The organism is Thalassotalea insulae, from assembly GCF_030161395.1.
GTDB classification, from domain to species: Bacteria; Pseudomonadota; Gammaproteobacteria; order Enterobacterales; family Alteromonadaceae; genus Thalassotalea_E; species Thalassotalea_E insulae.
In genome coordinates this window covers 1641349-1666167 of the sequence record NZ_BSST01000001.1, presented here as the reverse complement: position 1 = coordinate 1666167, position 24819 = coordinate 1641349, and the positions used below count along the sequence as shown (strand labels likewise).

22 protein-coding genes are annotated in these 24819 nt (G+C 40.8%); 12 read left to right on the top strand and 10 right to left on the bottom strand.

What is annotated here, in order from left to right; genetic code table 11:
* Window position 1: 1 nt before the first annotated feature.
* A complete protein-coding gene (gene gpsA, locus QQK06_RS07620; RefSeq protein ID WP_284244059.1) occupies window positions 2–1009 on the top strand; it encodes an NAD(P)H-dependent glycerol-3-phosphate dehydrogenase in 1008 nt (335 codons plus the stop codon).
* 32 nt (window positions 1010–1041) lie between these two features.
* Here the strand turns inward: gpsA and trmL are convergent, their stop codons facing one another.
* A complete protein-coding gene (gene trmL / locus QQK06_RS07615; RefSeq protein ID WP_284244058.1) occupies window positions 1042–1506 on the bottom strand; it encodes a tRNA (uridine(34)/cytosine(34)/5-carboxymethylaminomethyluridine(34)-2'-O)-methyltransferase TrmL in 465 nt (154 codons plus the stop codon).
* A gap of 118 nt (window positions 1507–1624) precedes the next feature.
* Here trmL and QQK06_RS07610 point away from each other — a divergent pair, with 118 nt between their 5' ends.
* Window positions 1625–2536, top strand: a complete 912-nt coding sequence (locus QQK06_RS07610; RefSeq protein ID WP_284244057.1) for a cation diffusion facilitator family transporter — start codon at window positions 1625–1627, stop codon at window positions 2534–2536.
* A gap of 8 nt (window positions 2537–2544) precedes the next feature.
* Here QQK06_RS07610 and QQK06_RS07605 read toward each other — a convergent pair whose 3' ends face one another.
* The 3 genes from QQK06_RS07605 to QQK06_RS07595 are packed head-to-tail and all read right to left on the bottom strand — an operon-like array spanning window position 2545 to window position 5741.
* Entirely contained in the window at window positions 2545–3603 is a 1059-nt protein-coding gene (locus tag QQK06_RS07605; protein WP_284244056.1) for an alpha/beta fold hydrolase, read from the bottom strand.
* 34 nt (window positions 3604–3637) lie between these two features.
* Complete coding sequence (locus tag QQK06_RS07600; RefSeq protein WP_284244055.1) at window positions 3638–5020, bottom strand: ATP-binding protein; 1383 nt, start codon at window positions 5018–5020, stop codon at window positions 3638–3640.
* A 19-nt stretch (window positions 5021–5039) separates the two neighbouring features.
* A complete protein-coding gene (locus tag QQK06_RS07595) occupies window positions 5040–5741 on the bottom strand; it encodes a response regulator transcription factor (protein WP_284244054.1) in 702 nt (233 codons plus the stop codon).
* Window positions 5742–5889: 148 nt separating this feature from the next.
* Here QQK06_RS07595 and QQK06_RS07590 point away from each other — a divergent pair, with 148 nt between their 5' ends.
* Window positions 5890–6345 carry a Spy/CpxP family protein refolding chaperone gene (locus QQK06_RS07590; RefSeq protein WP_284244053.1) on the top strand — a complete coding sequence of 152 codons (456 nt, stop codon included), beginning with the start codon at window positions 5890–5892 and terminating at the stop codon, window positions 6343–6345.
* Here the strand turns inward: QQK06_RS07590 and QQK06_RS07585 are convergent.
* The 5 genes from QQK06_RS07585 to rsgA form a co-directional block, all read right to left on the bottom strand.
* Window positions 6334–8253: a M56 family metallopeptidase gene (locus QQK06_RS07585; protein WP_284244052.1), complete on the bottom strand. Its 1920-nt coding sequence runs from the start codon at window positions 8251–8253 to the stop codon at window positions 6334–6336. The two genes, QQK06_RS07590 and QQK06_RS07585, sit on opposite strands and share 12 nt — an antisense overlap.
* A 25-nt stretch (window positions 8254–8278) precedes the next feature.
* On the bottom strand, window positions 8279–8665 hold the full coding sequence (locus QQK06_RS07580) for a BlaI/MecI/CopY family transcriptional regulator (protein ID WP_284244051.1): 387 nt from the start codon (window positions 8663–8665) through the stop codon (window positions 8279–8281).
* 99 nt (window positions 8666–8764) lie between these two features.
* Window positions 8765–9487: a glycerophosphodiester phosphodiesterase gene (locus QQK06_RS07575; RefSeq protein WP_284244050.1), complete on the bottom strand. Its 723-nt coding sequence runs from the start codon at window positions 9485–9487 to the stop codon at window positions 8765–8767.
* Window positions 9487–10383, bottom strand: a complete 897-nt coding sequence (asd, locus tag QQK06_RS07570; protein ID WP_284244049.1) for an archaetidylserine decarboxylase — start codon at window positions 10381–10383, stop codon at window positions 9487–9489. The genes QQK06_RS07575 and asd overlap by 1 nt, the downstream gene beginning before the upstream one ends.
* Window positions 10384–10396: 13 nt before the next feature.
* Window positions 10397–11437, bottom strand: coding sequence for a small ribosomal subunit biogenesis GTPase RsgA (gene rsgA / locus QQK06_RS07565; protein WP_284244048.1), 1041 nt, complete (start codon window positions 11435–11437; stop codon window positions 10397–10399).
* A 160-nt stretch (window positions 11438–11597) separates the two neighbouring features.
* On the opposite strand from rsgA, the gene orn reads away from it, so the two are divergent.
* The 5 genes from orn to QQK06_RS07540 all read left to right on the top strand — a co-directional run bounded on the left by orn (window position 11598) and on the right by QQK06_RS07540 (window position 18331).
* Entirely contained in the window at window positions 11598–12143 is a 546-nt protein-coding gene (orn, locus tag QQK06_RS07560; RefSeq protein ID WP_284244047.1) for an oligoribonuclease, read from the top strand.
* A gap of 160 nt (window positions 12144–12303) precedes the next feature.
* Window positions 12304–12789 (top strand): DUF4442 domain-containing protein, encoded by a 486-nt coding sequence (locus tag QQK06_RS07555; protein WP_284244046.1) that lies wholly within the window; start codon window positions 12304–12306, stop codon window positions 12787–12789.
* 140 nt (window positions 12790–12929) lie between these two features.
* Complete coding sequence (locus tag QQK06_RS07550) at window positions 12930–16439, top strand: hypothetical protein (RefSeq protein WP_284244045.1); 3510 nt, start codon at window positions 12930–12932, stop codon at window positions 16437–16439.
* Window positions 16436–16642, top strand: a complete 207-nt coding sequence (locus tag QQK06_RS07545; RefSeq protein WP_284244044.1) for a DUF1289 domain-containing protein — start codon at window positions 16436–16438, stop codon at window positions 16640–16642. The genes QQK06_RS07550 and QQK06_RS07545 overlap by 4 nt, the downstream gene beginning before the upstream one ends.
* A gap of 21 nt (window positions 16643–16663) precedes the next feature.
* A complete protein-coding gene (locus QQK06_RS07540) occupies window positions 16664–18331 on the top strand; it encodes a response regulator (protein ID WP_284244043.1) in 1668 nt (555 codons plus the stop codon).
* A gap of 35 nt (window positions 18332–18366) precedes the next feature.
* Here the strand turns inward: QQK06_RS07540 and queG are convergent, their stop codons facing one another.
* Window positions 18367–19527, bottom strand: coding sequence for a tRNA epoxyqueuosine(34) reductase QueG (gene queG, locus QQK06_RS07535; RefSeq protein WP_284244042.1), 1161 nt, complete (start codon window positions 19525–19527; stop codon window positions 18367–18369).
* A gap of 17 nt (window positions 19528–19544) precedes the next feature.
* On the opposite strand from queG, the gene QQK06_RS07530 reads away from it, so the two are divergent.
* The 4 genes from QQK06_RS07530 to mutL are packed head-to-tail and all read left to right on the top strand — an operon-like array spanning window position 19545 to window position 24815.
* A complete protein-coding gene (locus QQK06_RS07530; protein WP_284244041.1) occupies window positions 19545–21089 on the top strand; it encodes an NAD(P)H-hydrate dehydratase in 1545 nt (514 codons plus the stop codon).
* 2 nt (window positions 21090–21091) lie between these two features.
* On the top strand, window positions 21092–21601 hold the full coding sequence (gene tsaE, locus QQK06_RS07525) for a tRNA (adenosine(37)-N6)-threonylcarbamoyltransferase complex ATPase subunit type 1 TsaE (RefSeq protein WP_284244040.1): 510 nt from the start codon (window positions 21092–21094) through the stop codon (window positions 21599–21601).
* Between the two features lie 28 nt (window positions 21602–21629).
* Window positions 21630–22955, top strand: coding sequence for an N-acetylmuramoyl-L-alanine amidase (locus tag QQK06_RS07520; RefSeq protein WP_284244039.1), 1326 nt, complete (start codon window positions 21630–21632; stop codon window positions 22953–22955).
* Window positions 22956–22961: 6 nt separating this feature from the next.
* Window positions 22962–24815, top strand: coding sequence for a DNA mismatch repair endonuclease MutL (gene mutL / locus QQK06_RS07515; protein ID WP_284244038.1), 1854 nt, complete (start codon window positions 22962–22964; stop codon window positions 24813–24815).
* Window positions 24816–24819 lie beyond the last annotated feature (4 nt).

Here is a 24819-nt window from a genome sequence, read left to right as displayed (position 1 = left end):
TATGACTCAGCCATCGGCTAAAATTAGTGTTATCGGGGCGGGATCATATGGTACCGCCCTCGCTATTTGTTTTGCCCGCAATGGTCATAAAACCTTGCTTTGGGGACGAGAGCAAACTCATATCAATGAGATGGCAAGCTCCCGCAGTAATGAAAAATATCTGCCGGGTAGCCACTTTCCTGAATCACTAGAACTAGTCGCTGATTTAGCAAGTGCAGCTCAAGCAAGTGATAATATCTTAATCGTTGTGCCGAGCCATGCGTTTGGCGATATGCTCAATCAGATTAAACCATTTTTGCGCAAGAATGCTCGAGTTGCCTGGGCAACTAAGGGCTTAGATCCAAATACCGGTAATTTATTGCAAGATGTTGCTCGTAGTATTTTAGGTGATGATATTTCATTAGCGGTATTATCCGGGCCGACATTTGCCAAAGAAATGGCTGCTGGCTTGCCGACAGCGATTTCGTTATCCTCGACCGATGATAATTTTGTTAATGAATTATCAGATCTGCTGCACTGTGAAAAAACCTTTAGGGTTTATTCTAATAAAGACTTTATTGGCGTTCAGCTAGGAGGCGCGGTCAAAAATGTGATTGCTATAGGTGCCGGTATGGCGGATGGTATCGGATTTGGCGCCAATGCTCGAACAGCACTTATCACCAGAGGTTTGGTTGAAATGACTCGCTTAGGAGCGGCATTAAACGCTGAGCCCGCGACTTTTATGGGCATGGCTGGCTTAGGTGACTTAGTACTTACTTGTACCGATAATCAGTCGCGTAATCGTCGATTTGGATTAGCCTTAGGCCAGGGACAAAATGTCGAACAGGCAATGCAGGATATCGGCCAGGTAGTTGAAGGCTATCGGAATACTAAAGAAGTCTATATGCTGGCACAGCGGATGAGTGTGGAAATGCCAATTGTTGAGCAGGTTTATCAAGTGCTCTATTGTGGTAAAGATGCCAAAGCAGCTGCTTCAGATTTATTATCACGTGAACGTAAGTTTGAATAATAGGCTAATCAAACTTACGTCCCTCTCTATAATTATATTGAATTTTCAAATCCCAACTGACGCCAAGCTTCATAGATAAGCACGGCTGTGGCATTGGATAAGTTCATGCTGCGACTGTCTTTTAACATCGGAATACGAATTTTGTCCTGTTCGGGGATTTGCTGCCTGACTTCCTCCGGTAATCCTGCTGTTTCTGAACCAAACAATAAATAATCGCCTTGAGTGAACTCGATATTCTGATAATAATTGGTCGCTTTAGTGGTTATTGCTAGCACTCTCTTAGGTTGTTCACTTTCGACAAAGGCGTGATAATTACTGTGACGTTTAACTGCGGCAAATTCATGATAATCTAGTCCTGCCCGGCGCAGCTTTTTATCGTCCAGATCAAAGCCTAATGGCTCAATCAGATGTAATCTAAAGCCGGTGTTGGCGCATAAGCGGATAATATTGCCGGTATTAGGCGGGATTTGCGGTTGAAACAGGACAACATCTAACATTTGGTGATTCTCGCTATTGATTCTGACAAGATTATAACCTGCACTTTATATAGAGCAAAGGCTTGCTATCATTATATTAATTGCTATTTAAGGGCTATTAACTAGGAAAAGATTATCAATGGAACAAACAAAGTCCACTTATGATTTTTGGGTAAGGTGTGCAGCATTCACTGCCACTAGCGTTGCGTTTTTGCTCGTTATGCTAAAACTCTATGCCTGGCTGATGACGGATGCCAGCGCAATGTTGGCTTCTGCTACTGATTCATTATTAGACTTATTTGCGTCGGTTATGAATGTGGTGATTTTAAGGTTTGCTTTAGCTCCGGCGGATCAGGAGCATAAATTTGGACATGGTAAAGCTGAAAGTTTGGCGGGGTTAGTGCAAGCCGCTTTTGTATTAGGCTCGGCGTTATTACTGATCATAAATGGTGTTGAGCGTATTATTAGTCCGAAAGTCATTGTTCATACCGAAGTCGGTATTTGGGTGAGCATTATTGCGATTTTCTTAACGCTGGCATTAGTGATATTGCAAAAAGTGGTCATTGCCAAAACAAATTCACTAGCGATTAGTGCTGATTCCCTGCATTATCAATCGGATCTTATCTTAAATTTAGGCGTGCTGGCGGCGCTGTTCTTAAGTCAGGGCTATTGGATAAAAGCAGATGGTGTATTTACCTTATTGGTCGGTGGGCACTTGATGCTCGGCGCAGCGAAAATAATTTGGCTTAGTGTACACCACTTGATGGATCATGAATTAGCAGCCGAGGAAGTGGATAAAATTAAGGACATTATTCTTAGTCATGAAAAAGCGTTAGGTATGCATGAGTTGAGAACACGGCAAGCTGGGCATCAACGCTTTATTCAGTTTCATCTCGAGCTGGATGATAATTTATCTTTGTTAGATGCACATAGTATTGGTGAAGCGATTGAGCGAGAAATTGAACTTGCATTGGCACCTTGTGAGGTCTTTATTCATCATGATCCCTCTTCGGTTGTTGGTAGTGAGCTGAGTACTAAAGAAATTGTTTAACAGCTTAGCTATTTATTTTGAGCTAACCAGTTACTGACTTCAGTCATTACCTGATTGCGGTAGCTATCTTTTTCAAAAAACAGTTCATGATAGGCATTTTCAATCACTTTCGGTTGTTGGCAAAGTTGAGTATCAATTTGCTGTAATTGCTGGCAAAACTTATTTTGTGCCTGATTATCGACGATAGTATCTGCGCTGGCTTGCAAGATAGTGATTGGAGTGTTCAGCTGTTTTAAATCAGTAAATATCGCCTGATTCACTTTTATCGCTTGTTGTAACCAGTTGAAGGTTACACCGCCGAGCTGTAATTGTGGGTGTTTTTGGTAGAGCTCAATAAATGTTTGATACCTTATTTTAGAATGCATCAGCTGATTATCGCTAAATTGTCTGGCTTGATAATCGCCTTGCCCGAAGAAATACCAAGCTTGCTGATTAAATAAGGAATTGAAAAAATTACCTGTACCTATCACTATTTTGGCAAGCCACAGCGGTAACCCACCGCTATTAATTGCGATCATCGGTGATGACAATAAGGCACTTTTTATTGTGTCAGGATATTTTTGCATCGTTCTGATAGCAATTGCACTACCCATAGAGTGTGCCAATAATAACGGGCGACTTTTTTTGCTACAACTTATCGTAACTATTTGATTAATAAATTGATATAAATCATCAGTATAATCATCGAATTGTTCAACATGTCCCTTATGAGGGTTATTTAATAAGCGTTGAGATAACCCTTGTCCCCGATGATCTATGATGAAAATATTTATGTTATGTTGAGAGAGATCGTAGATAAGTTCCTGATATTTTAAATAGCCTTCGACCCGCCCAGGAGAGATAACTAGACATTGAGCGTCCGGGTCAGTGATAAAAGCGGCGTAGTTAATCCGGACATTATCTTTGGTTTGGAATGATGAAAATAGACCTCCCTGCCAAAATCTAGCGATCTCTTGTGCTAATTTTTCTGGTAATTGCTGCTCTTGAGTATAGGCGGTTGAATGAGTCATAAAAGAAGCGATTAAAAAAGCCAGCGACAGCAAGATAACCTGAGGTAATTTTGGCATAAAATTTGGCTTTTTATTTGGGTTAACCTGAAAGTTAATTAGTAAGTTTAGTGGGTAATTCTAAGGTAATTATTAAGCCGCCGCTATGATTATTTTCTGCGCGAATTTGCCCATGATGAAGCTCAATCGCTTGCTTGGCGATTGCTAAACCTAATCCTGTGCCGCCAGAATCTCGATCTCTGGCATCAGACACGCGATAAAAGGGGTGAAATAATAACGGTAGCTGTTGTTCTGGTACGCCAACACCACTATCGGCAATAGTTATTACAATGTTATCGTTATTCGTAGTAGCGTTAATATCGATAGTTCCTTGGCTATGTGTATACTTGATTGCATTACCTACTATGTTATTGAGTGCACTATAAAGAAGTGTTTCGTTAGCGTTGAGCATAAGTTGTTCAGGGCAATTGAGCTTAATATGAATAGACTTTTCGCTAACTAAGTAATCATTATCAGTTACTATCTTGTGTAATAATTCATTTAGCATTACTCGAGTAAACGCTAGCTGCTGAAAACTATTTTCCAGTCTGGACAGCGACAATATATTAGTGATTAATTTGTCTAATTGCGTTACTTCCTGCTCGCAACGATTTAGATGCTTATCTATTGTAGGGTTATCAGTGCTTGCTTGTTGAATCAACCCTAAAGCCATTTGTAGGCGGGTCATAGGTGAGCGTAGTTCATGGGAAACATCTGCGAGTAAACGCTGATGGGCACTGATATTGGCATCAAGCTTTTCAGCCATTTGATTAAAACTGTTCGCCATTTCACCTATTTCATCATTGCGTTTAACAGCATGGGCGACTCGGACCTGATAGTTACCATTACCTATATCGGTAGCTGCTTGTTTAATTGCTATTAATGGCTTGGTTAAGGTCCGAGCCAACAGCCAGCATAAAAGCAAACTAACAACTAATGGGATGCAATAACGTAGCCAAACAGGCAATTGCATTATTATCGAACCTATAGCTGGTGGCCTAGTTTTATGGGCGATAAAAAGCTGATAACTATGGTTATTGAGTATTATCAATTCAGGCCCGGTTAATCGAACAAAGGGAAATTGCACGGTAGTCTGATGCGTAAGTTCATTTTTATTGAGGTAATCTTTAATGCCTCTTAGGTGTCTTGTTCTATTTAAGAACACTTGCTGTGATTTAGGATCTTTAATCACGAAATCAATGTCATGAGGTGTCGGTAGCTTATTTAATAATACTTTTATATTGGTGGCTGGTCGGGTTGAAAGTCTTTGACTGGCGTAGTGAAGTTGACGTAAATCACCATGATGTATTGGGGCGATGATACTTTCTTGTTCTAATTGATTGGAGATAAAACGTGTAATAGTGATGGAAAGTAGAGTGATCAGCCAAAAAGATAAAAATAATTTGACCGCAATAGATGACAAGCGTTTTTTAATCAATTGCAACACCCTAATAGCCTTAGTCTCGACCTGACAAGAAAATATAACCAGCACCACGTACTGTTTTTAACTTATCATTATCGCTAAAAGGAGCTAGTTTGCGACGTATATTACTGACATGCATATCGATACTGCGATCAAACGGGCTTAGTTTACGTTGTAACACTTGTTCTGAGATAGTTTGTTTACTGACAATATTGCCGACATTTTCCATCAACAAAGTTAAGATTTGATATTCAGTACCGGTTAATTCAATCAGTTGCTGCTGACAAAACACCTCTCGTGTTGCGGGATTAATGGTGACGTGATTAATATCTAGCGCTGGTGTAGCATTATGCTGACTCTGGACTATATTAATTCTGCGTAGTATGGCGTTGATTCGGGCGAGCAATTCTCGATGCTGGAAAGGTTTAGCAAGGTAATCGTCAGCACCAAGGTCTAAGCCTAATACTCTATCGGCTTCATCTCCTTTTGCTGTCAGCATTAAAATGGGGGTGGTATGTTTCCCTCCTAGAGCTTTTAACACTTCAAATCCGGTAAGCCCTGGCATCATGACATCGAGTAAAATCAATGCGTAGCTGTTTTTACGTGCTAGTGTTAATCCAGATAGACCATCGTGACAACAAGATAGCTGAAAGCCTTCCTGCGATAAATATTCTGATAATAAAGTCGTGAGCTCTTTATCATCATCTATGATCAATAAATGCTTTTGTTCTGTCATGTTTATCTATTTGCCTAGTTTGCTATGTGAATAATAACGCAGATTATCGCCATTGCCTGCAACTTTACACAATATTTACACGGCTTTGCGTTTCTTTGCATTGCAGCGACTAGACTAGGAAGGGAATTTTAAGCAGGAGTAGATTAGGATGAAAAAATCAATAAAGTTATTATCAAGTATGATCTTGTTATCGACTATGGCAATGCCGGTTTCGTTTTATGCCAATGCTAATGGTTATGACGAGCAGCAAGTCGCACACTGGCGTGGTCATGGTAAAGACAAAATGCAGCACCTTGTGCGTAAGTTAAATTTAAACGTTGAGCAGCAAGTAAAAATTAAGGCGATTGTTCAGCAGCAAAAAGCTAATGGTGAAGCCAACAGAGAAACAATGCGGGCATTTAGGGACCAAATGGAAAGCCTGTTATCTGCAGCTATCTTTAATGATGATGCATTTACTAGTTTGCATAATCAATATCAGCCTCAACTAGCTGAAGCAGCATTACAAAGAGCCAAAACACACCATGCGATATTGCAGGTGTTAGACGCATCACAACAGGAAAAGTTTAAAAGGATGAAACAACGCGGTAAAACGTTATTTCATTAAGCTAAACGAGAATATTTTCGACATCTTGCTTTCTACCGGTTGACCATTAATCTTAGCTGGTAGAAAGCGCCACTTTGCCATCGCTGTACGAATTGCACTCCGGAAGAAGCTGACTTTACTTTTTTCTTCAAACTCGATATTTGCCACTCGGCCTTGAGTATCAATAATAAAATTAACCTGAACATCTAATTCTATGCCACGACGTTTTGCGGTTGACGGATATTTTGGGTCAGGAGAAGCTATGATTTTAGCCGCTTTGCGTATCGCGAGCTGAGGTTTTGCTTTTGATTGCTTAATCACAGCTGGTATGACTAATTTGGGATTTTTTAGCTTAGGTTCGCTTGGTGTGAGCGGTTTATCAATAATGACTTTGTTTATCGGTTTACTTGTTTGTTGATAAATCGGTTCATTCACTAGCTCTGCTACTTGCTGTGCATAAGGGTTTTTCATACCATGCACTTGTTGGCTGGCATCTGTGCGTTTGAAAGCAAGCTCAGAGAGCGACTCTTTCGGTTGAGTGCTTAGTAACTGCTCTGTCTGGGAAATACCTGGATTCGTCTTTTCTACTAAAGCGTCAACTTCTTTCTGTTTTTTAACTTCTATTTTACCGTGACTGGCAGTCGGAATCGCTTGAGGTTTGACAGTTTCGGTTAGGCTTTCTTCTTTTATGCTTGGTGCCGTTTGAGCTTGGGTGCTATTTATTTGCACAACATTAGACATGCTAACTGGTTGCTCTATTTCACCATTTGTGCTGACTTGCTCATTTTTCAATAATAATTTGGCAATAGAAGTTGCTGATAGGTTTTCATTATTTATCGGTTGCTGCTTGATGAACTCATTTGCCGTCTGTATAAAAGAAATATGACCAGAGCTAAGATCAATCAGTTCTTTGTTTAAATATGGCTTAATGAGAACTGCGACTACAGAAAACAGGATTAACACTGTCGCTAAAAACTTGCCGGAATCATCTGCTGACGAGCAATGCTGTTGATCGACTAAACGCACCACCCGTTGTTTTAAATCCCCTCCCGAAGCTGCCATTGCCATTGTTGGTATCGCGTGATGACGATGCTTACTGCATATAGTGGCAGTATCAGCTAGGGTTCTGGCATAAGCTATTGGAGTACCACTGACGCCCACCGCAATATCATCGCTGCAATATTCGCGCTCATTGCGCATTTGTTTTGATATCCAGCGAACACAAGGGTGAAAGAACAATAAAATTTCTACCAGAGTCTGGATAAAGTTCACTAAGTAATCGTGTCGACGAATATGTGCTAATTCATGTAAAATCAGCATATCCAGCTGAGCTGGCGTTAACCCGGATAACATAGCTACGGGTATTAAGATCACAGGTTTTATCCAGCCGAGTGCCATAGGAATTTCAGCTTTCAAAGATATTAATAGTTGTGGCGTTTTTGTTAGCCCTATTTGAGACGCTAAATGTTCTACTCTCTGGCTTAATTCTTCGCTGGCAGCAACGGTTGCTATATTAGGCAATTGATTAACATGATAGATTTCAATCAATAATTTTGCCGCAAGTAAACAGACGATAGCCAACCATAAAATAGAAACATAAGGTAACGTGTCAAAGACATCCTGGTACCAGGTGATCACTTCTTGATTGCTCAAGTTCTGAGTACTAATAATTGCAGCGATATCATTGGCAAAATAACCAATGGGCTCGGCAATCGGTTGATAAATCGCGATGAAAGTGACAATAGGTGCTACCAGGCTTGATAGCATAGCTAAGCTTGCCCAGGTGTAGCGTAGTTGAGCTTTACTATATGGTGTGATCGCCAGCAATAATTTTAACACGAGCGCAATCGCGCACCCTTGCCATAAAAAGTGGATAAGGGTTAAAGCTAAATTGTGCCATTGTGGGCTACTGATAAAGCTTTCCATCATTGTCTGCAACACTTGCTAGTGCAAATTATTCCTGCTGTTCAAGTTCATTTAATAATTGACGAATATCTGCGATTTCTTGTTTGCTTGGAGATTCATTCAATGCTCGCATTACTAAGTTAGAAGTCGAGCCGCCAAAGGCCTTACTGACTAAGTCTTTTAATAGTGATGATTGAGTATGAGTTTGACTATTAGCTGCTGCATAGACATGGGCACGGTTACTCTCATCACGGGTAACCAAGGCTTTTTCATGCATTATCTGCAAAATTTTAAGTACTGTGGTATAACCGGTTTTTTGAGTTTCGCTAACCGCATCATGTACTTGGCGTACCGTTGCTGGGCCTAGCTTCCAGAGTACATTGAGTAATGTTAACTCCGCCTCAGTAGGCTTGATACCAAGATTATCTTGAGCCATCGAAATTCCTTAATGCATGATTAAACTATTAGAATATTACGAACTTAATCGTATCTTGTGTTGTTAAAATGAGCAACTATTAATGAAAAATTTTTTTCATTAAGCTGTCATTCGTTGACGGCTGCGCAACGGGAAATTGGTAAAGATTGCATCAACGGCTAAGGCTTGACAGTGTTTAATTTCTTGAGTTCGGTCGACGGTATAAACCCACACCTTTAGGCCATGTTGGTGAGCATCTGTAATTAATGATTGATTGATAAAACTAACATCCAAGTTAAGGTAATCGCAGGCTAATTCCCGGGTAAAACTGGCAAAGTTAAAAGGAATATGAGCAATTAGGGCTCCTGTGGCGATATCTGGCAGAGCTTGTTTACATTGAGCAATAAAAACATGATTAAAAGAAGAGATGATGAATTGCTGGGAATTAAAGCTATTTTCATTAACGGCATAATCAAGGGTCTGCTCTAATACCTTGAGCTGCTGAAATAAATCGTCTGGGGTAGTTGCAGATGATTTTATTTCGATATTGACTAAACAGCGACCGCCAATAAGTTCCAGAGCTTGTGCTAAAGTTATCAGGTATTGTTCTTGCCCAATAGGCAGCTGACTGAGCTGAGCAAGGTGGAAGTCATTAAAGTGCCCCAGGTTAGCGCTTACTTTGTCGAGATAATGATCATGTAGCACAATAAAGGTTTGGCTGGCGTGATGATATTGAACGTCGAGTTCAATGCCATCCGCTTGCTGAAGAATGGCTTGTTCAAAGGCTAGCAATGAGTTTTCAGGAAACTCGCCGCTAGCACCTCGGTGAGCAATAATTAACATTATTGTTCTATCACTTCCGTTGCTTGTGATGAGTCAGTGACGTCAGCAAAGAATTCGCCAAGTCGTGTTACTGTTTCTGGCCCAGCATTAGCTGCAAACTCAATCATGTCGGGCTCAAAAGTAGCAACCACGGTAGAGCCAAGTTTAAAACGGCCCATTTCATCTCCTTTGTTAAAAGTAATAGCATCTACACCCGTTGCCGGGTATGACCAACGGAAAATATCTTTACCCGCTGGTGGCGTAATAGTACCTGCCCAGGTGGTTTCTATGCTGGCAACAATAGTAGCACCCACTAATACCATAGCAAATTTTCCGAATTCAGTATCAAAGATAGTAACCACTCGTTCATTACGGGCAAATAAATCAGGCACATTATTTGCCGTTAATGGGTTAACCGAGAACAGTTCACCTGGCACATAGATCATTTCTCTTAAAGTGGCGGCCATTGGCATATGAATGCGGTGATAGTCTTTTGGTGCCAGATAAATACATGAAAATTTGCCCCCTTGAAATGGCGCAGCTGTTGCTTCATCGCCGCCTAACAGGCTGTTTAGGCTATAGTTAAAGCCTTTTGCCTGAATCAACTGGCCGTCAACGATATCACCTTGCTGGCTAATAGCACCGTCAACCGGATAACAAAGGGTTTGAGGATTATTGTCGATAGTGCGTGCGCCATCGGCTAACTCGCGGGTAAAAAAATCGTTAAAGCTGCTAAAGTCTTCGGCGTGTTTTAGTTTTGCTTCACTCATATTGATATCATAAGCTTTGATAAACATTTTGATCGCCTTAGTGGTCAGCCATCCTGCTTTTGCGGCGGCAAATTTGCCAACTAATCGGGAAATAGCATGTTTTGGCATGATATATTGCAGAGCAATTTTAATCTTATTTATTAGCACTGAGTGTTCCTATTTATGAGTTGTTAAAACGAGAGGTTAATGTGTTTTCATTTAGGCTGTTTAAAATACGCTGAAAACTGGCTAATCGTTTTGGATGAATTTCGTTGGCTTGACCGGCGGCAATTAAGGCACAACCCGGATCATTCTGATGTTTACAATCTCTGAATTTACAGCAGCCAAGATAATCGGCAAATTCGATAAAGCCATGTGCGACCTGTTCAGGGGTTAAATGCCATAAACCGAACTCTCTGATCCCCGGAGAATCGATAAGTTCACCACCTTCAGCAAAGTGATAAAGACGAGCCACTGTTGTGGTGTGCTGTCCTAAACCTGAATTTTCTGACACTTCTTGGGTGTAAACTGATAAGTCAGGGATTAAGGAGTTAGTGAGTGTTGATTTACCAACGCCAGACTGGCCGACAAAAATACTGATATTATCTTTTAACTGTGCTTTAAGTTCATCGATGCCTGCCTGACTAAGATTGCTTACATAGATCACTTGATAGCCAATAGCACGATAGATATCTAATTGTTGCTCAATTTCTGTCGTGTTACTAGGGGTTAATAGATCGGTTTTATTCAGTACTATTAGTGGTTTGATACCAGTTTGTTCGGCGGCAACTAAATATCTGTCAATAATATCACTGTTAAATGCCGGTAATACCGATGAAACGATTAAGATCTGGCTAATATTGGCAGCGATAGGCCTGACGCCGTCGTAAACATCGGGACGTGATAATACCGACGTGCGTTCATGTACCGCTTCAATGACGCCGGAAATGCTATGTTGCGTTTCTTTGCCCTGGCGCCACAATACTTTATCGCCGCAGATCAGTGAATCGATACTTCGCCTGATATTGCAACGAAAAATCTTGCCATTATCCGCTTCAACGTCAGCATGTTGACCAAAACGGCTGATCACAGTGCCGGGCTGAGCTTCGCCTAGTTCATCGTCTTGCCAATGTATTTTTTCTGCCTTGTTTTTCAGCTTTTTTGCTTGATTTGCTTTAATGCGTCTAACTTGGCCTTTGGTCAGTTTTTTAGCTTTTGCCACGTGATGTTTTCATTTTGTCTATAGTTAAGATAAATACTTTGATAGATAAAGTATTTTAATCAGAGTGAATTCTCACGTATTATACTGACAAAATCATTTTTCATCTAATACTTGTGATGGTTTAAGCAAAACAGGTGTTAAGCAGAGTTAAGGGACAGGTATGTCTTGCAGTGAGACAAATTTAATTTGGTTAGATCTTGAAATGACAGGATTAGAGCCTGAGCATGATGTTATTCTAGAAATAGCCAGTATAGTGACAGACAGTCAATTGAATATTCTTGCTGAAGGCCCGGTGTTTGCTATTCATCAAACGGATGCTGTGCTTGATAATATGAATGAATGGTGTATTAAAACTCATGGTGAGTCTGGCTTAACACAACGTTGTCGGGAGAGCCAGGTAGACTTAGCTAGGGCGAGCGAAGCAACCATAGAGTTTTTGCAACAATATGTGCCAAAAGGTGCTTCGCCTATGTGCGGTAATAGCATAGGACAAGATCGCCGTTTTATTAATAAATACATGCCGGAATTTGAAAGGTATTTCCATTATCGCAATCTGGATGTCAGTACGGTTAAAGAATTGGCTCGTCGCTGGAAGCCTGAAGTATTGGCAAAGGTGGAAAAAAAGGGCGTTCATTTGGCACTAGATGATATCCGTGAATCGATTGCCGAATTAAAAGTATATCAAGCTCATTTTTTTAATCTTTAAGTGATTCCCGCTTTAAGACGAATTTATGACCCGTCCTAGTATGGGTCACTAAGATTAAATAAGTAATAAAAAGCGCGTTTGTGCTTTTTTTTCTGATCACTATTGATGGTCAGACCAGTTTAGTTCACAATGAATAATCTTTTCTTTGTATGGATTGATTATGAGTAATCGTTTTAGTCGTTTGATCAGTAAAGTACAGTTATTACCAAAAAGAATTCAGCCTTATGTGTTGACTAAGTTTTTTTGTTCTAAAGTAAAGTTTGCCGGGACATCAGGTATTGATATTCGTTCAATAGCTCATGATCGGGTTGAAATTAAGCTCGCGAATCGTAAAAAAGTGCAAAATCATATCGGCGGTATCCATGCGGTTGCTGCTGCTGTGTTAGCTGAATCCGCGACTGGCATTGTTTTTGGCATGAATGTGTCGGATAGCTGTTTGCCATTACTTAAGTCTATGCGTATCGATTATCAAAGAAGAATGCAAGGAAGTTTAACCGCGATTGCTAAGTTGTCTGAGCAGCAGCGTCAGCAAATTAATGAAGTAGAAAAAGGAGCAATTATAATCCCGGTGGAAATCACCGATGAAAGTGGCCAGCAACCCATTTGTTGTCAAATGGAATGGGCTTGGGTGTTGAAAAAGCGATAAATAACCTGAAGTTAAAATAATGAATATGTGATGGAGCGGATAAATCGCTTTGATTCTTGCAGCTAATTCCCTACACTGAGGCAATTAATTTAACCTAATAATGAATCTTACATTATTTTCGATAGGTCGTTATTGTCAGTATGAGTTCGTCGACTCCTTTTTATCAGCAGCTTAACTCTCGGTTTAGTGCACTCTTTTTTCTTTTTATTTTAGCATTAACATTGCTAGGCGCTTTGCTTTATTGGCAAACACAGCAATTATCCAGCGTGCTTGAACAAGACTTACCACAAGTTGCGACCGTCTACCGGCATCAGCAAAATATCTATCAAGCTCAGAAATTGTTAATAGAGCTGCGCAATAGTCAAACTGCGGGTCAATTACAGCAAGGTTACCTAGCGTTAATTAGCGAACTGGAAGCCATTCTAAAGTTGCCTTCAACCAAACAGCGTCAGTTAGCAGCAGCCAATAGCGCATTGAAAGCGCAGCGTATTACGGTTAATCGTTTGGCGGCGAATGAAAATAGAAATGCGTTATTGCGGGAAAGTACTGAGATTCAGTTACAGTTAGTGTTGGATGGATTAAAAACAAGCGAAAATGCATTAAAAGACAAGCAAGATAAGTTATATCAACAACTGGCGCAGGATAAGGTGAGTGACAGAGTCACTACGGCGCGGTTAAAAGCATACCTTGCTTTGGCACAGCAAAAAGATTTAACGATGCAAACCCGGATAGCGGTACAGCGGGTGTCTGAGTTATTTGAACAAATAACACTAGCTTATCCCTTGGTGGAGTTTGATCACGTCAGTCAGCAATTATCGGATGTGTTAACCTTGTGGCAGCAGCAATTTGAACAGATTGAGCAAGTGCCAGAGGTGGAAAAACAGCGGATTACTAATCTTATTGCCTTGCGCAATCTGTTATTTACCGAGCAAAGTATTATGGCGAAGTGGCGAGGTCATATTCGGGTCGCGCAAGAATTTCTTTTGTTACTGGAGCCAATTTCTATTGCGTTACAGCAGCAACTGAATCCTATGTCCGTTACGGCACCGCAGTCGGAAAATCTGGCAAGCGTATTTAATCGGTATTTACCGGCAAATATTTTAGTATCTCAGCGACAAGTTGAATATCTGCTAATCGCGTTGTTCATCGCTATTATTTTCTTTTTTGTCCTATTGCTGCGTCATTTGCGCTTTGGGATTAAACGTTATGATGAAGCTAATTTGTCATTATTAGAAAAGCAATTAGCTGGCTCAGATGAGTTGTTTACCAGAACTTTATTTCAGCAACAGTTAACTCAGTTATTAGCGCAGGTGACGAAACCTAAATATAGTGAGCAGGATTTTCTCCAGCTTCAGCATAAGTTTACTGAACGAGCAACGCAATTATTGGAGCAGGGGGGCGTGATATTGGCGTCCAGTGACTATGAGCTTTGTCGTCAGTTACAACCATTGTTATTTAGTGATACTGAGAAGAAGAAATCGTGGCGCTATGCGTTTACGACAACAGAGATAAAACAACTGCTGGCAGTGGCGAAACAGGCTAAAACAACTGGTGAAAAAGTAAGTGTAGCTGTGATGACATTAGCACAGCAACCTCTGCTGGTAAGCGTAAGTTACCATGAACATCATTACAGTATCTTGGTGGCAAAAAATGATGCGCAACATCAACAGGCTCAAAAGCTTGAGCAGTTACAGCAAACAATAACTCAGCAGCAACAGCAACAGCACAAGCAGTTAGTGAGTTATGCTGAGCAGCTGAGTCAGATGCTGATCCGCGCTATGCTGCAAAACCAAAGCACTTCTATTGGCAGTGGTGAGCCTTCTTTGCAAATAACTCGCCAGCTACAACGAACGCTTGACTGGTGTCATCAACTAGGTATCGAACAGCAAATAAAAACACAACAGCAGTTTCAAATAAACGATGCTTGGGTGCCTGAAGAAATATTATCAGCTATTCATAATATTGCCCAACAGGCGAATTGGCAGCGTAATAAAGTTATTTTTATTCAAGACCCGTTATTGCTTCACGGTGGGCAGTTGAAGCTCTCCTTGTTTCATCGTTTAATCGCTAGTATTGCGAAACTGTGCTTGCAGGATAAATTTAATGTCAGACTTGTGATAGAAGCTAGGCTTGTTGACAAAAATGCCGGTCAACAAAAGGTAGAGTTAGCGTTTAAACTTTATGCAGAACAAGAGAATTGCAATTTACCGGATAGCTTAAAAATTCTTGCCAGTTTAACGTCGGAACAACAAGATAATTCCCTACCTGTTAAATATTTACAAGCACTAATTAAGGCCAATCATGCGGATAATTTGCGGGTGAATGAAGCAGAAAATCAATGTGATATTCGTCTAGATTTAGCCATTGCATTGACGCAAGCGCAGCGGGGCAAGGCGGTAGAAGATACTGATTTAAAAGAGGCTAATTTTACCGTCTTTAGTCGTGAATTATTGATGGCACAGCAGTTGACTACTTTGCTTACTAAGGCTAACGGCAAGGTTGAACATATAGAAACTATTGAACACTTGGTTAAGGCGTTAACCCGTAAGCACCTTAATCGCACTCCGGTAGCTGCGGTGATTGTCACTGCTGAAGATGCTCATCAGCATTATGAAGCTATTACAAATCATTTGAATACTTTAGCTAAACCTATTCGGCCTCAGGTCATGGTATTGCAAGCTCAATATAATACTAAGTTGCACCAGCTTGGTTTGTTTGAGCACAGTGAATTAGCCATTCGTAGCGTTGATTTTGCTAAGCAATTAAAACAATTTATTCAAACTCAGCAAGCGAATAATTTAGTGGCGGCGGCGGAAGTATTTAAGCAATATCAGTTTAGCCAATCTCAAGTCGAAGTTTTAGTCGCTGCTGAACAACCACAGCAGGTGTTAATGTTAACGCGAATATTGCATTGGTTAGGTTTGCAGGTACATTTAGTCAGCCATCAACAGATGTTATTAGAACGATGGCAAAGTGGTCGGTACTTAGTTTTATTTAATCAGCTTGCTGTTGACCCTTTCGTTGAGATGACGGTAGGCAAGAAAGTCAGTCGCGGTGTTTTTAACTTAGCGATTGATGGGAAGGACAATCAACCTGCAATAAAAAAAGCAAAAGCTTTTTCTCATTGGCATGCTGCTGTTATCGATAATATATTAGATATCGATAAACTGGTTAAATTATTATCGCCTTGGTTAAAAATAACCTATCGAGAAGCCCAGATTGTAGATAACAAACAAGTTGTCACGGTAAAAAATGACGATAAATCGTTGCAGGTTTCAAAAACTCAGGTGCAATCAGTTGAAGGTGGCTCTAGTATAGAGCAAAGTGACGTCTTTGATTTGGCTCGTTATGTGCAAAATCAAGGTTCATTAGAATTGGCGGTTTTTATGCTCGATGATTATATTGAAGATATCAATCGAACGATTGTAGAGCTTGAACAAAATATAGCAGCACAAAATATTGAGCAGGCGAAGCGTGATAATCAGCAATTGGAAAAAACAGCTCGAATTATCGCGGCACAGAATATACAGCTGTTAACGAATAAGTTAACTCAGGTGCTGGCGAGCAATGCGCTTAGTGATAGCAAAGCGCTAATAGCAGAGTTAAATGTCGCCAAAGCAACCTTGATAGCGAACGTTCAGGCGATATGATGACTATTGAAAAAAAGCTACCGGATAATAAATATCTAAGCCCGTGTGTACGAAATTGCTGTTTGGATGAAAGTGATATTTGTCTTGGATGTTTTCGTCACTTGGATGAAATTACTGGTTGGCAACGCTTTACCGAGCAAGAGAGAATCGCTATTTTAGATTTGTGCCATGAAAGAAAAGTTAATCGGAATAATGAAAGTTAATCAATTATTGGACGTGTATTAATGAAAACTCAGGAGAAAACCTTTTTTGGTGAATACAGTGATCTGAAAGTTCTGATAATTGATGACAATACTTTAGTGCAAGATGCTCTTAAGCATACCTTGTATAATATGGACATTCGAGAAGTTCGCTGTGCACAAAACGCTTATTTTGGTTTGAAATTATGTAGTGAGACAAAGTTTCACATCATTATTTGTGCGTTTAACGTTAAAAGTGATAAAGATGGTTTCCATTTGCTGGAAGAACTGAAGTTTAAGGGCTATGTCACTAAAACGACCGTTTTGATATTTTTATGTACGGAAACCAAAGAATCGTTAGTTAATTCTATTATTGAATTACAACCGGATGATTTTTGGGTTAAACCTTTGCAACCGTTACGAGTACAGAAGCGGTTAGAGCACACACTGAAAATAAAGAATCAGCTGTTTAATATCTATCAGGCATTGGATCAGCGAGAATTTTCCAAAGTGATTTATTATGCCGATCGTCATCTGCTTAATAAAAAATTAGCATCATTTCATCCAAATATCCTACGAATGAAAGGCACAGCATTATTAAGTTTGCTTGAATTTCAAGAAGCGGAGAATTTTTATAAAGAGCTACTTAATACTTATAAATACTCCTGGGTCTATATCGGTTATGCCAGAGCGCTACTCAAGCAAGGTCGTATAGAAGATATTGAAGATCTGATCAAAACGTTAGTCAACAGGCCGGAAACCCGCTTTGCTACTCATGATATGCTGGCTCAGTATCATATTGAAAATGAAAAATATGATTTGGCTTATCAGGAAATTAAAAAAGCGACGGCATTAGCACCACGTAATATTGATCGTAATAAAAAATCCTGGGATCTAGCCAGGTTAAACCATGATCATCAAGGGCAGTATCAGGCGACAAAGAGCATTGCTAAGAATGCTAAGAATTCGATTCATGATTCACCTGAGTTATTGCTCAATGTCATTCGTTCTGGCATTGATTTAGCCGTGACAATTACTAATGGCGGGGCCGAGCAAATATTGCAGCAAACGGATAAATATATTCAACAACTGGAAGCTGAATATGAAGATGCGGATTTGTTTAAAGAGCAAATAAATGTTGCCAGAGCACGAGTGTTTAACGCTCGTAATGAATCAGCCAAAGCGCAGCGCATCGTTGATAATCAGGTGTCTATTCGTCCAACCGCACTAATTGAAGATAATCTGGACAAAGTCAAAGTGTATCATGAGCTTGGCATGCGAGAAGAAGCCATGCTATTACTCGAGTCAATCAAAAATCAGATTTCAGGTGACTCATTGACTAGCCAAGTGGTTAATCGCTATATTCAACAAGAAACTCAAGAACGTAGCGACATTCATTTTACGCCAAAACAATTGCATGACATGGCGGTTGAACACTTTCAGAAGCAGCGTCTACAGCCAGCATTGGAGGCGGTTTTACAGGCGATCCAACTGGCACCAACCAGCGTAAAATTCTCAATTAGCTTGTTAAAAATTCTGGTCATGTTAAAACAAAATGATGAATTTGAAGAGCAATACCTTGAAAATGCTAATAAAGCGTTAGCATTGTTTGAGCAAACAAAACTGGATGAAAAAACGCAAGGTTCAGTGGCTCAGGTCAAAGAAAAATGGCTGAGTTTAATGGCAACTACGGAGCAAGAAAATGAACACTAATATGCTTTGTCAAACTTCACTGTCTTGATAAAGCCTCAGGCATCTCGCGGTAAACCTTTTTCAACTGAGCGAATCAGTCGTCCAGATAAGCGTTGATTAACTTCTGTGATAGTGATGGCTTGCTCGGCCTGTTGTTTTTTTGATTCTTGTTGTCTCAATGCCCACTCAATATGTTCTGCTACCATTGCAGACGCAGCTGCAAGCTGGCTTTTTAAAGCGCTAACTATTTTATCCGCATAAGGTGCATTACCTAGGGCGACAGCAATATTACGTTGCCAGCATTCAAAGCCGATACGACGAATTGGTGAGCCAGCGGTACGGGTTAAATATTCTTGTTCTGTCCAGAAAAATAAGGTTAATAATTGGACATCGTCCAACTGCTGGCGTGCTTGGAAGTCCTGTTCGACGCTTAGCTGACCGTATTGGTTCCATGGGCAAATTAACTGACAGTCATCACAACCATAAATACGATTGCCGATTAAGGGCCTGAATTCTTCAGGAATTGCGCCTCTTAACTCTATTGTTAAATAAGAAATACAGCGTCTAGCATCGACAACATAAGGGGCGACAATAGCCTGCGTCGGGCATATTTTCAGACAAGCGACACAAGAACCACATTGCTCGGCTTCTGGTGTGCTGACAGGTAATGGAATGTCCACCAATAATTCGCCAAGAAAAAACCAGGAACCGGCTTTTTGGTTAATTAACAAACTATGCTTACCGACCCAGCCAAGCCCGGCTTTTTCCGCTAACGGCCGTTCGAGTATTGGCGCTGAATCAACAAAAGGGCGATAATTAAATTGTTGGCAGTAAGTTTGAATTTTGTCTCCTAACTGCTTAAGGCGCTTGCGCATCAATTTATGATAATCGCGTCCTAAAGCGTAGCGGCTGACATAAGCCTTTTCTTTATTTTTCAGCGTTTGGGCAAATTTCGCCTCTTGAGGTAAATAATCCATACGCACACTGATCACCCTGATGGTATCTGGTACTAATTCATGGGCTCTAGCACGCATTAATCCGTGTTTAGCCATGTAATCCATCTCACCGTGATAATGATTCGCTAACCAATTTGCTAATGGTTGTTCGTGTTTTGTTAAGTCAATATCGCTAAAGCCAACCTGAGAAAAACCAAGTTCTTTTCCCCAGGACTTGATTTTTTCTGCTAATTCTAGATAGTTGGTAGCTGAGGCTGTCATTAAAGGTCGAATTTAAGATGCTAGTAACAAAATTGCTGGAGAGTTTACCACAAAGAGCCTATAGCGCGACACAAGTGCTGGAGAATGAGGCTAAGATAGCCGCAAAAATTCCTATTGCGATGACCGCTTTAATGGAAAAGGCAGGAAGTGCGGTGTTTAATCTGCTTCATCATAGCTATCCACAATTGTCGTCTTTACTTGTGATCGCCGGTAAAGGTAATAATGGCGGCGACGGTTTTGTTATTGCTCGTTTAGCGGCTGAACTCGGGGTGCAAGTGACGGTTTATTTATGCTGTCAACCTGAGCAGATAAAAGGTAATGCGAAAACTGCCTTTCAACGTTTGCTCAGGTCAGATATCACTATTATGTATCAAAACGACCTTACTATTAGTCAAGAATTTCTTCAGGGCGAGCAATTTCAGCTTATTGTCGATGCAATTTTCGGTATTGGCTTTAAAGGGCAGTTAACCCCAGAAATAGCACAACTTGTCGAGCAAGTGAACCAAAGTGGGATTAATGTATTAAGTGTCGATGTACCGTCCGGTCTGAATGCAACCACCGGCGATGTTGCTAATAATGCTATTATTGCTCGGCAAACTGTGACCTTTATTGCGCCGAAGCAGGGGTTATTAACCGGTAAGGCGGCACATTACTGCGGTGAGCTCTATTTTGCTAGTTTAGGCCTGGCGGATACGTTTCAATCCGTTATTCACTCTAATGTTTATTTGCAAGGTGGTGCTAAATCGTCGCAGCTAACGTTACCTAAATTGCCACAACGCAGCGCTGTTAGTCATAAAGGTGATATAGGCCGGTTGCTTGCTATTGGCGGTGGCCAAGGCATGCCCGGAGCTATCCGTTTAGCGAGTGAAGCAGCGTTACGGTCTGGCGCTGCACTGGTTTCTGTTTGCTGTCACCGAGATAATCGGATGATAGTGATGAATGGTCGGCCCGAACTTATGCTAATTGAGAGCGATAATAGTCAACTAGTCGAACAGAAGGCTTTTCAAAAAGCCAAGGTGTTATTATGTGGTCCGGGACTTGGTCAGGACCATTGGGCACAACAAAATTTTCACCAAGTGATGGCGTCGGGTAAGATTTGTGTGTTAGATGCCGATGCATTACATTTGCTTGCCGCTGCACCCAAAAAAGATGATAACTGGGTGTTAACACCTCATCCGGGAGAAGCTGCTGCGTTGTTACAATCTAGTGTTGCAGAAGTTGAACAAGATCGCTTTACGGCCGTTAATAATATTGCCCAGCAATATGGTGGTATTTGTCTGTTAAAGGGAGCCGGCAGTTTAATTTGTGATGGTGAAAGTACGTGGATAAATACCAGTGGTAACTCAGGTATGGCTTCTGGTGGCATGGGGGATGTATTATCAGGTATAATTGCTGCTTTATTGATGCAAATGCCAAATGCAATCGATGCGGTACGTTTAGCGGTTTATTTACACGGTTTAGCCGCAGATCACGTTGCACAACACCAAGGGAAAATAGGTATGCTGGCCAGTGATTTACTTCCTTATATTTGGCAACTTTTAAATCAGGAGTCCAAAACCTAATTATGACCACATTAGCTAATAATGACATAGCACAACATTCAGACAAGAATTATCAGTTTCAGCTGGCAAATGAGCAAGCGACGGTTGATTTTGGTCGACGTATGGCTAATGCAGTAAAATCAGAACTTAATTGTGGTATTGTGGTCTACTTGAACGGAGATTTAGGCGCGGGTAAAACCACGTTGACTCGGGGGTTTGTCCAGGGCATGGGACATCAAGGCAATGTCAAAAGTCCGACTTATACTTTAGTTGAGCCTTATGAATTAGCTGAATGGCAGGTTTATCATTTTGATTTATATCGTTTAGCGGATCCTGAAGAATTAGAATTTATGGGGATCAGAGAGTATTTTCAGGGTAATTGCTGTTGTTTTATTGAATGGCCGGAAAAAGGCAATGGTCTGTTGGCAAAAGCGGATGTTATCATTAATATCTGCTATCAAGAGCAAGGACGTGTTATTGAGCTTTGTCCGCAAAGTCAATTGGGCGAACGATTGTTACAGGTGTTAAAGTAACCATAGCGTTAATAAGAGGTTGGTTTAAATGATATCGGGCGTAATTAAAAAGCTCTTAACTACCACGGTATTTACTGTACTGATACTTGGCACTTTTGCTAATGCAGCTAGTGATAATCGTATTGATGGTATTCGTGTTTGGCCTGCCCCTGAAAATACCCGCGTAGTTTTTGATTTGAAAGAGACTCCAGATTACAGCTACTTTCAGCTGTCCTCACCCAATCGTCTAGTAATCGATTTCAGTAGTACACAAAATATGGTGGCGTTAGCTGAACTTGCGAAAAAGGATCAGCGAATTTTAAAGATTCGAAAATCTAAACCCAAGGCGAAAGGCGGTACACGCCTAGTATTGGAATTAAAAGAAAAGTATAAGCTCAGTATCTTTCCATTAGCGCCTGCTGGCCAATATGGTAATCGTTTAGTGGTCGACCTATTCGATCAAAATCGTGTGGTACGAAAAGTTAATCCGCAAAGTAATAATAAGCGGGATATAGTCGTTGCAATTGTCGCTGGTCACGGCGGTGAAGATCCTGGTTCCATCGGTGCACGAGGAAGTTATGAAAAACACGTGACATTGAAAATTGCCAAAAAGCTTAAAAAACTGATTGATGCAAAAAAAGGGTTGTCGGCAGTACTGGTGAGAACAGGGGATTATTATGTCAACCATAACCGTAAAACGGTAATCGCACGTAAAAATAAAGCGGATCTTTTAGTGTCAATTCACGCCGATGCCTTTACTTCCCCTAAACCTAGTGGAGCTTCCGTGCTGGTGCAATCAAGTAGGAGAGCAAATTCCGAGTTTTCACGTTGGATAGCTAATCGTCAACGGGAATCTGAATTGCTTGGTGGTGCAGGTGAAACCATTAAAAAAACGAAAGATTTTAATCTAGCGCTTACCTTAGCGGATATGAAAAAAGAATACACTATGGCAACAAGCTATGCATTTGCCGAATACCTGTTAAGTGAACTAGGGAAAGTTACCAAACTACATAAGAAAAAGCCTGAAGGGTTAAGTCTTGCGGTATTAAAGTCTTCAGACATTCCTAGTGTCTTAATCGAAACAGGCTTCATTTCTAATCCATCAGAAGAAGAAAGACTAAATTCAAGTTCACACCAGTATAAATTAGCAGAGGCTATTTTTAAGTCTATTGATAGGTATTTCGTTTCTAATGCACCTGATGGTACGTATTACGCCTCTGTTGGATATAAAAAACACCGCGTATCGAGAGGAGAGTCACTCTCTGTTGTGGCACAACGTTACAAGGTATCGGTTGGTCAATTAAAATCCGTCAATAATTTGAAATCTAATGTTGTCCGTATCGGTCAAACCCTTAAGATCCCGAGAGCAGATTAATAATCAATGACCATAGAAATATTACCGGCCCGGCTCGCTAACCAGATTGCAGCGGGGGAAGTTGTCGAGCGTCCGGCCTCGGTGGTAAAAGAGCTGGTTGAAAATAGTTTAGATGCCGGCGCTACCGCGATTAAAATAGATATCGAAAAAGGCGGTGCTAAGCGTATTCGCATTAGTGACAATGGCTGCGGTATTGCTAAAGAAGAATTAACCTTAGCGTTAAGTCGCCACGCCACTAGCAAAATTAAAAATTTGACCGATCTCGAAGCTATTTGTTCACTGGGGTTTCGTGGTGAAGCATTAGCGAGTATTAGTTCGGTAGCCCGTCTAACTTTAACTTCAAAGACCGCAGAGCAAGAAAATGCCTGGCAAGCCTGTGCTCAGGGACGGGATATGGATGTCGTTGTGCAACCAGCAGCGCATACTAAAGGAACTACTATTGATGTTGTCGACTTATTTTTTAATACGCCGGCACGGCGCAAGTTTTTGCGTACTGAAAAAACTGAATTTAGTCATATTGAAGAAGTGATCAAGCGTATTGCGCTAGCACGCTTTGATGTTGCATTTACACTTACCCATAATCATAAAACGATCCGTCAATATCGTGTGGCAAACAGTGATAGTCAAAAAGCAAAACGAGTGGCTCAGGTTTGCGGCCAGGCATTTATCGAACATGCCATTAAGGTCGACTGTCAGCATGATGGCTTGCATTTATCTGGCTGGATTGCGCAACCTAGTTTTAGTCGTAATCAAAACGATCTTTGTTACAGCTATGTCAATGGTCGTATGATGCGGGATAAGTTGATTAATCATGCGATTCGTCAGTCTTATCAGGAAATGCTACCAAGTGATGGCTATCCGGCATTTGTGCTGTTTTTAGAACTAAATGCCAGAGAAGTGGATGTTAATGTTCATCCAGCCAAACATGAAGTTCGCTTCCATCAGGGACGCTATGTTCATGATTTTATCTATTCTGTTTGCCATCGGGCATTAATACAAACGCTGGCAATGGATACCGATGAAGCTACAGATGAACATGCAGAGGTTGAACGTGGGCAAGCTCAAACTCAGCGCACGGTCGAGCATGCTTATCAGCAAAGTCGGGACTATGTTACGAAACTGCAGCCGAGTGATAACTCCTACGGGGTTAAACAACCTACGAGCCATTATAACCAGCAGCGCACTTCGGTGGTTAACAGTGCCAGTAGTCAGGCATATCAGCAGTTAATGACGCCGCACCAAGATGCTTTGTCAGTTGAGCAGGCTTCGCCAGTACACCAAAGCGCTATAACTACTGATAGCGGTTTGCAATTTGTTGCTCCGGCTTATGCATTGTATTTTGCCGACAATCAGCCGAGGTTATTGTCGTTAGTTAAATTGAAACGTTATTTTGATCAAAAAAATATTGCCCGGCAATGGCAAAGTGGCTTAACCAGTCAACCCTTATTATTACCAGTAAAGCTTGTTTTTAGTGCGGAAGAAATTATCTTTATCGAAAATAACATCACACTGTTTAAACAAGCGGGCATTGTGGTGCAGCTGCTGGCTAATAATGCAATACAAATTCGTCAGTTTCCGGCATTACTTCGTCATCAAGATGTTAGTGCCAGCTTTAATGCACTGATAACTAAATTAATGGAATTACTGCAGGAAAATAAGACGTTAACGGATGAAAGCTGGCAGTTCGCTGTTGCTGACGTGATGAATTTAGCAGAGATTACAGAACATTCGTTCGATCAGAGTAAAATGAATGCTTTATACTATCAACTAGTGAAAGTAGAGACTGAACAAATTAATCAGCAATTACTCTTGAATTCGGTGGTTATTGACCTTACATCTGCAATACAAGCATTGAGTTGAGCTT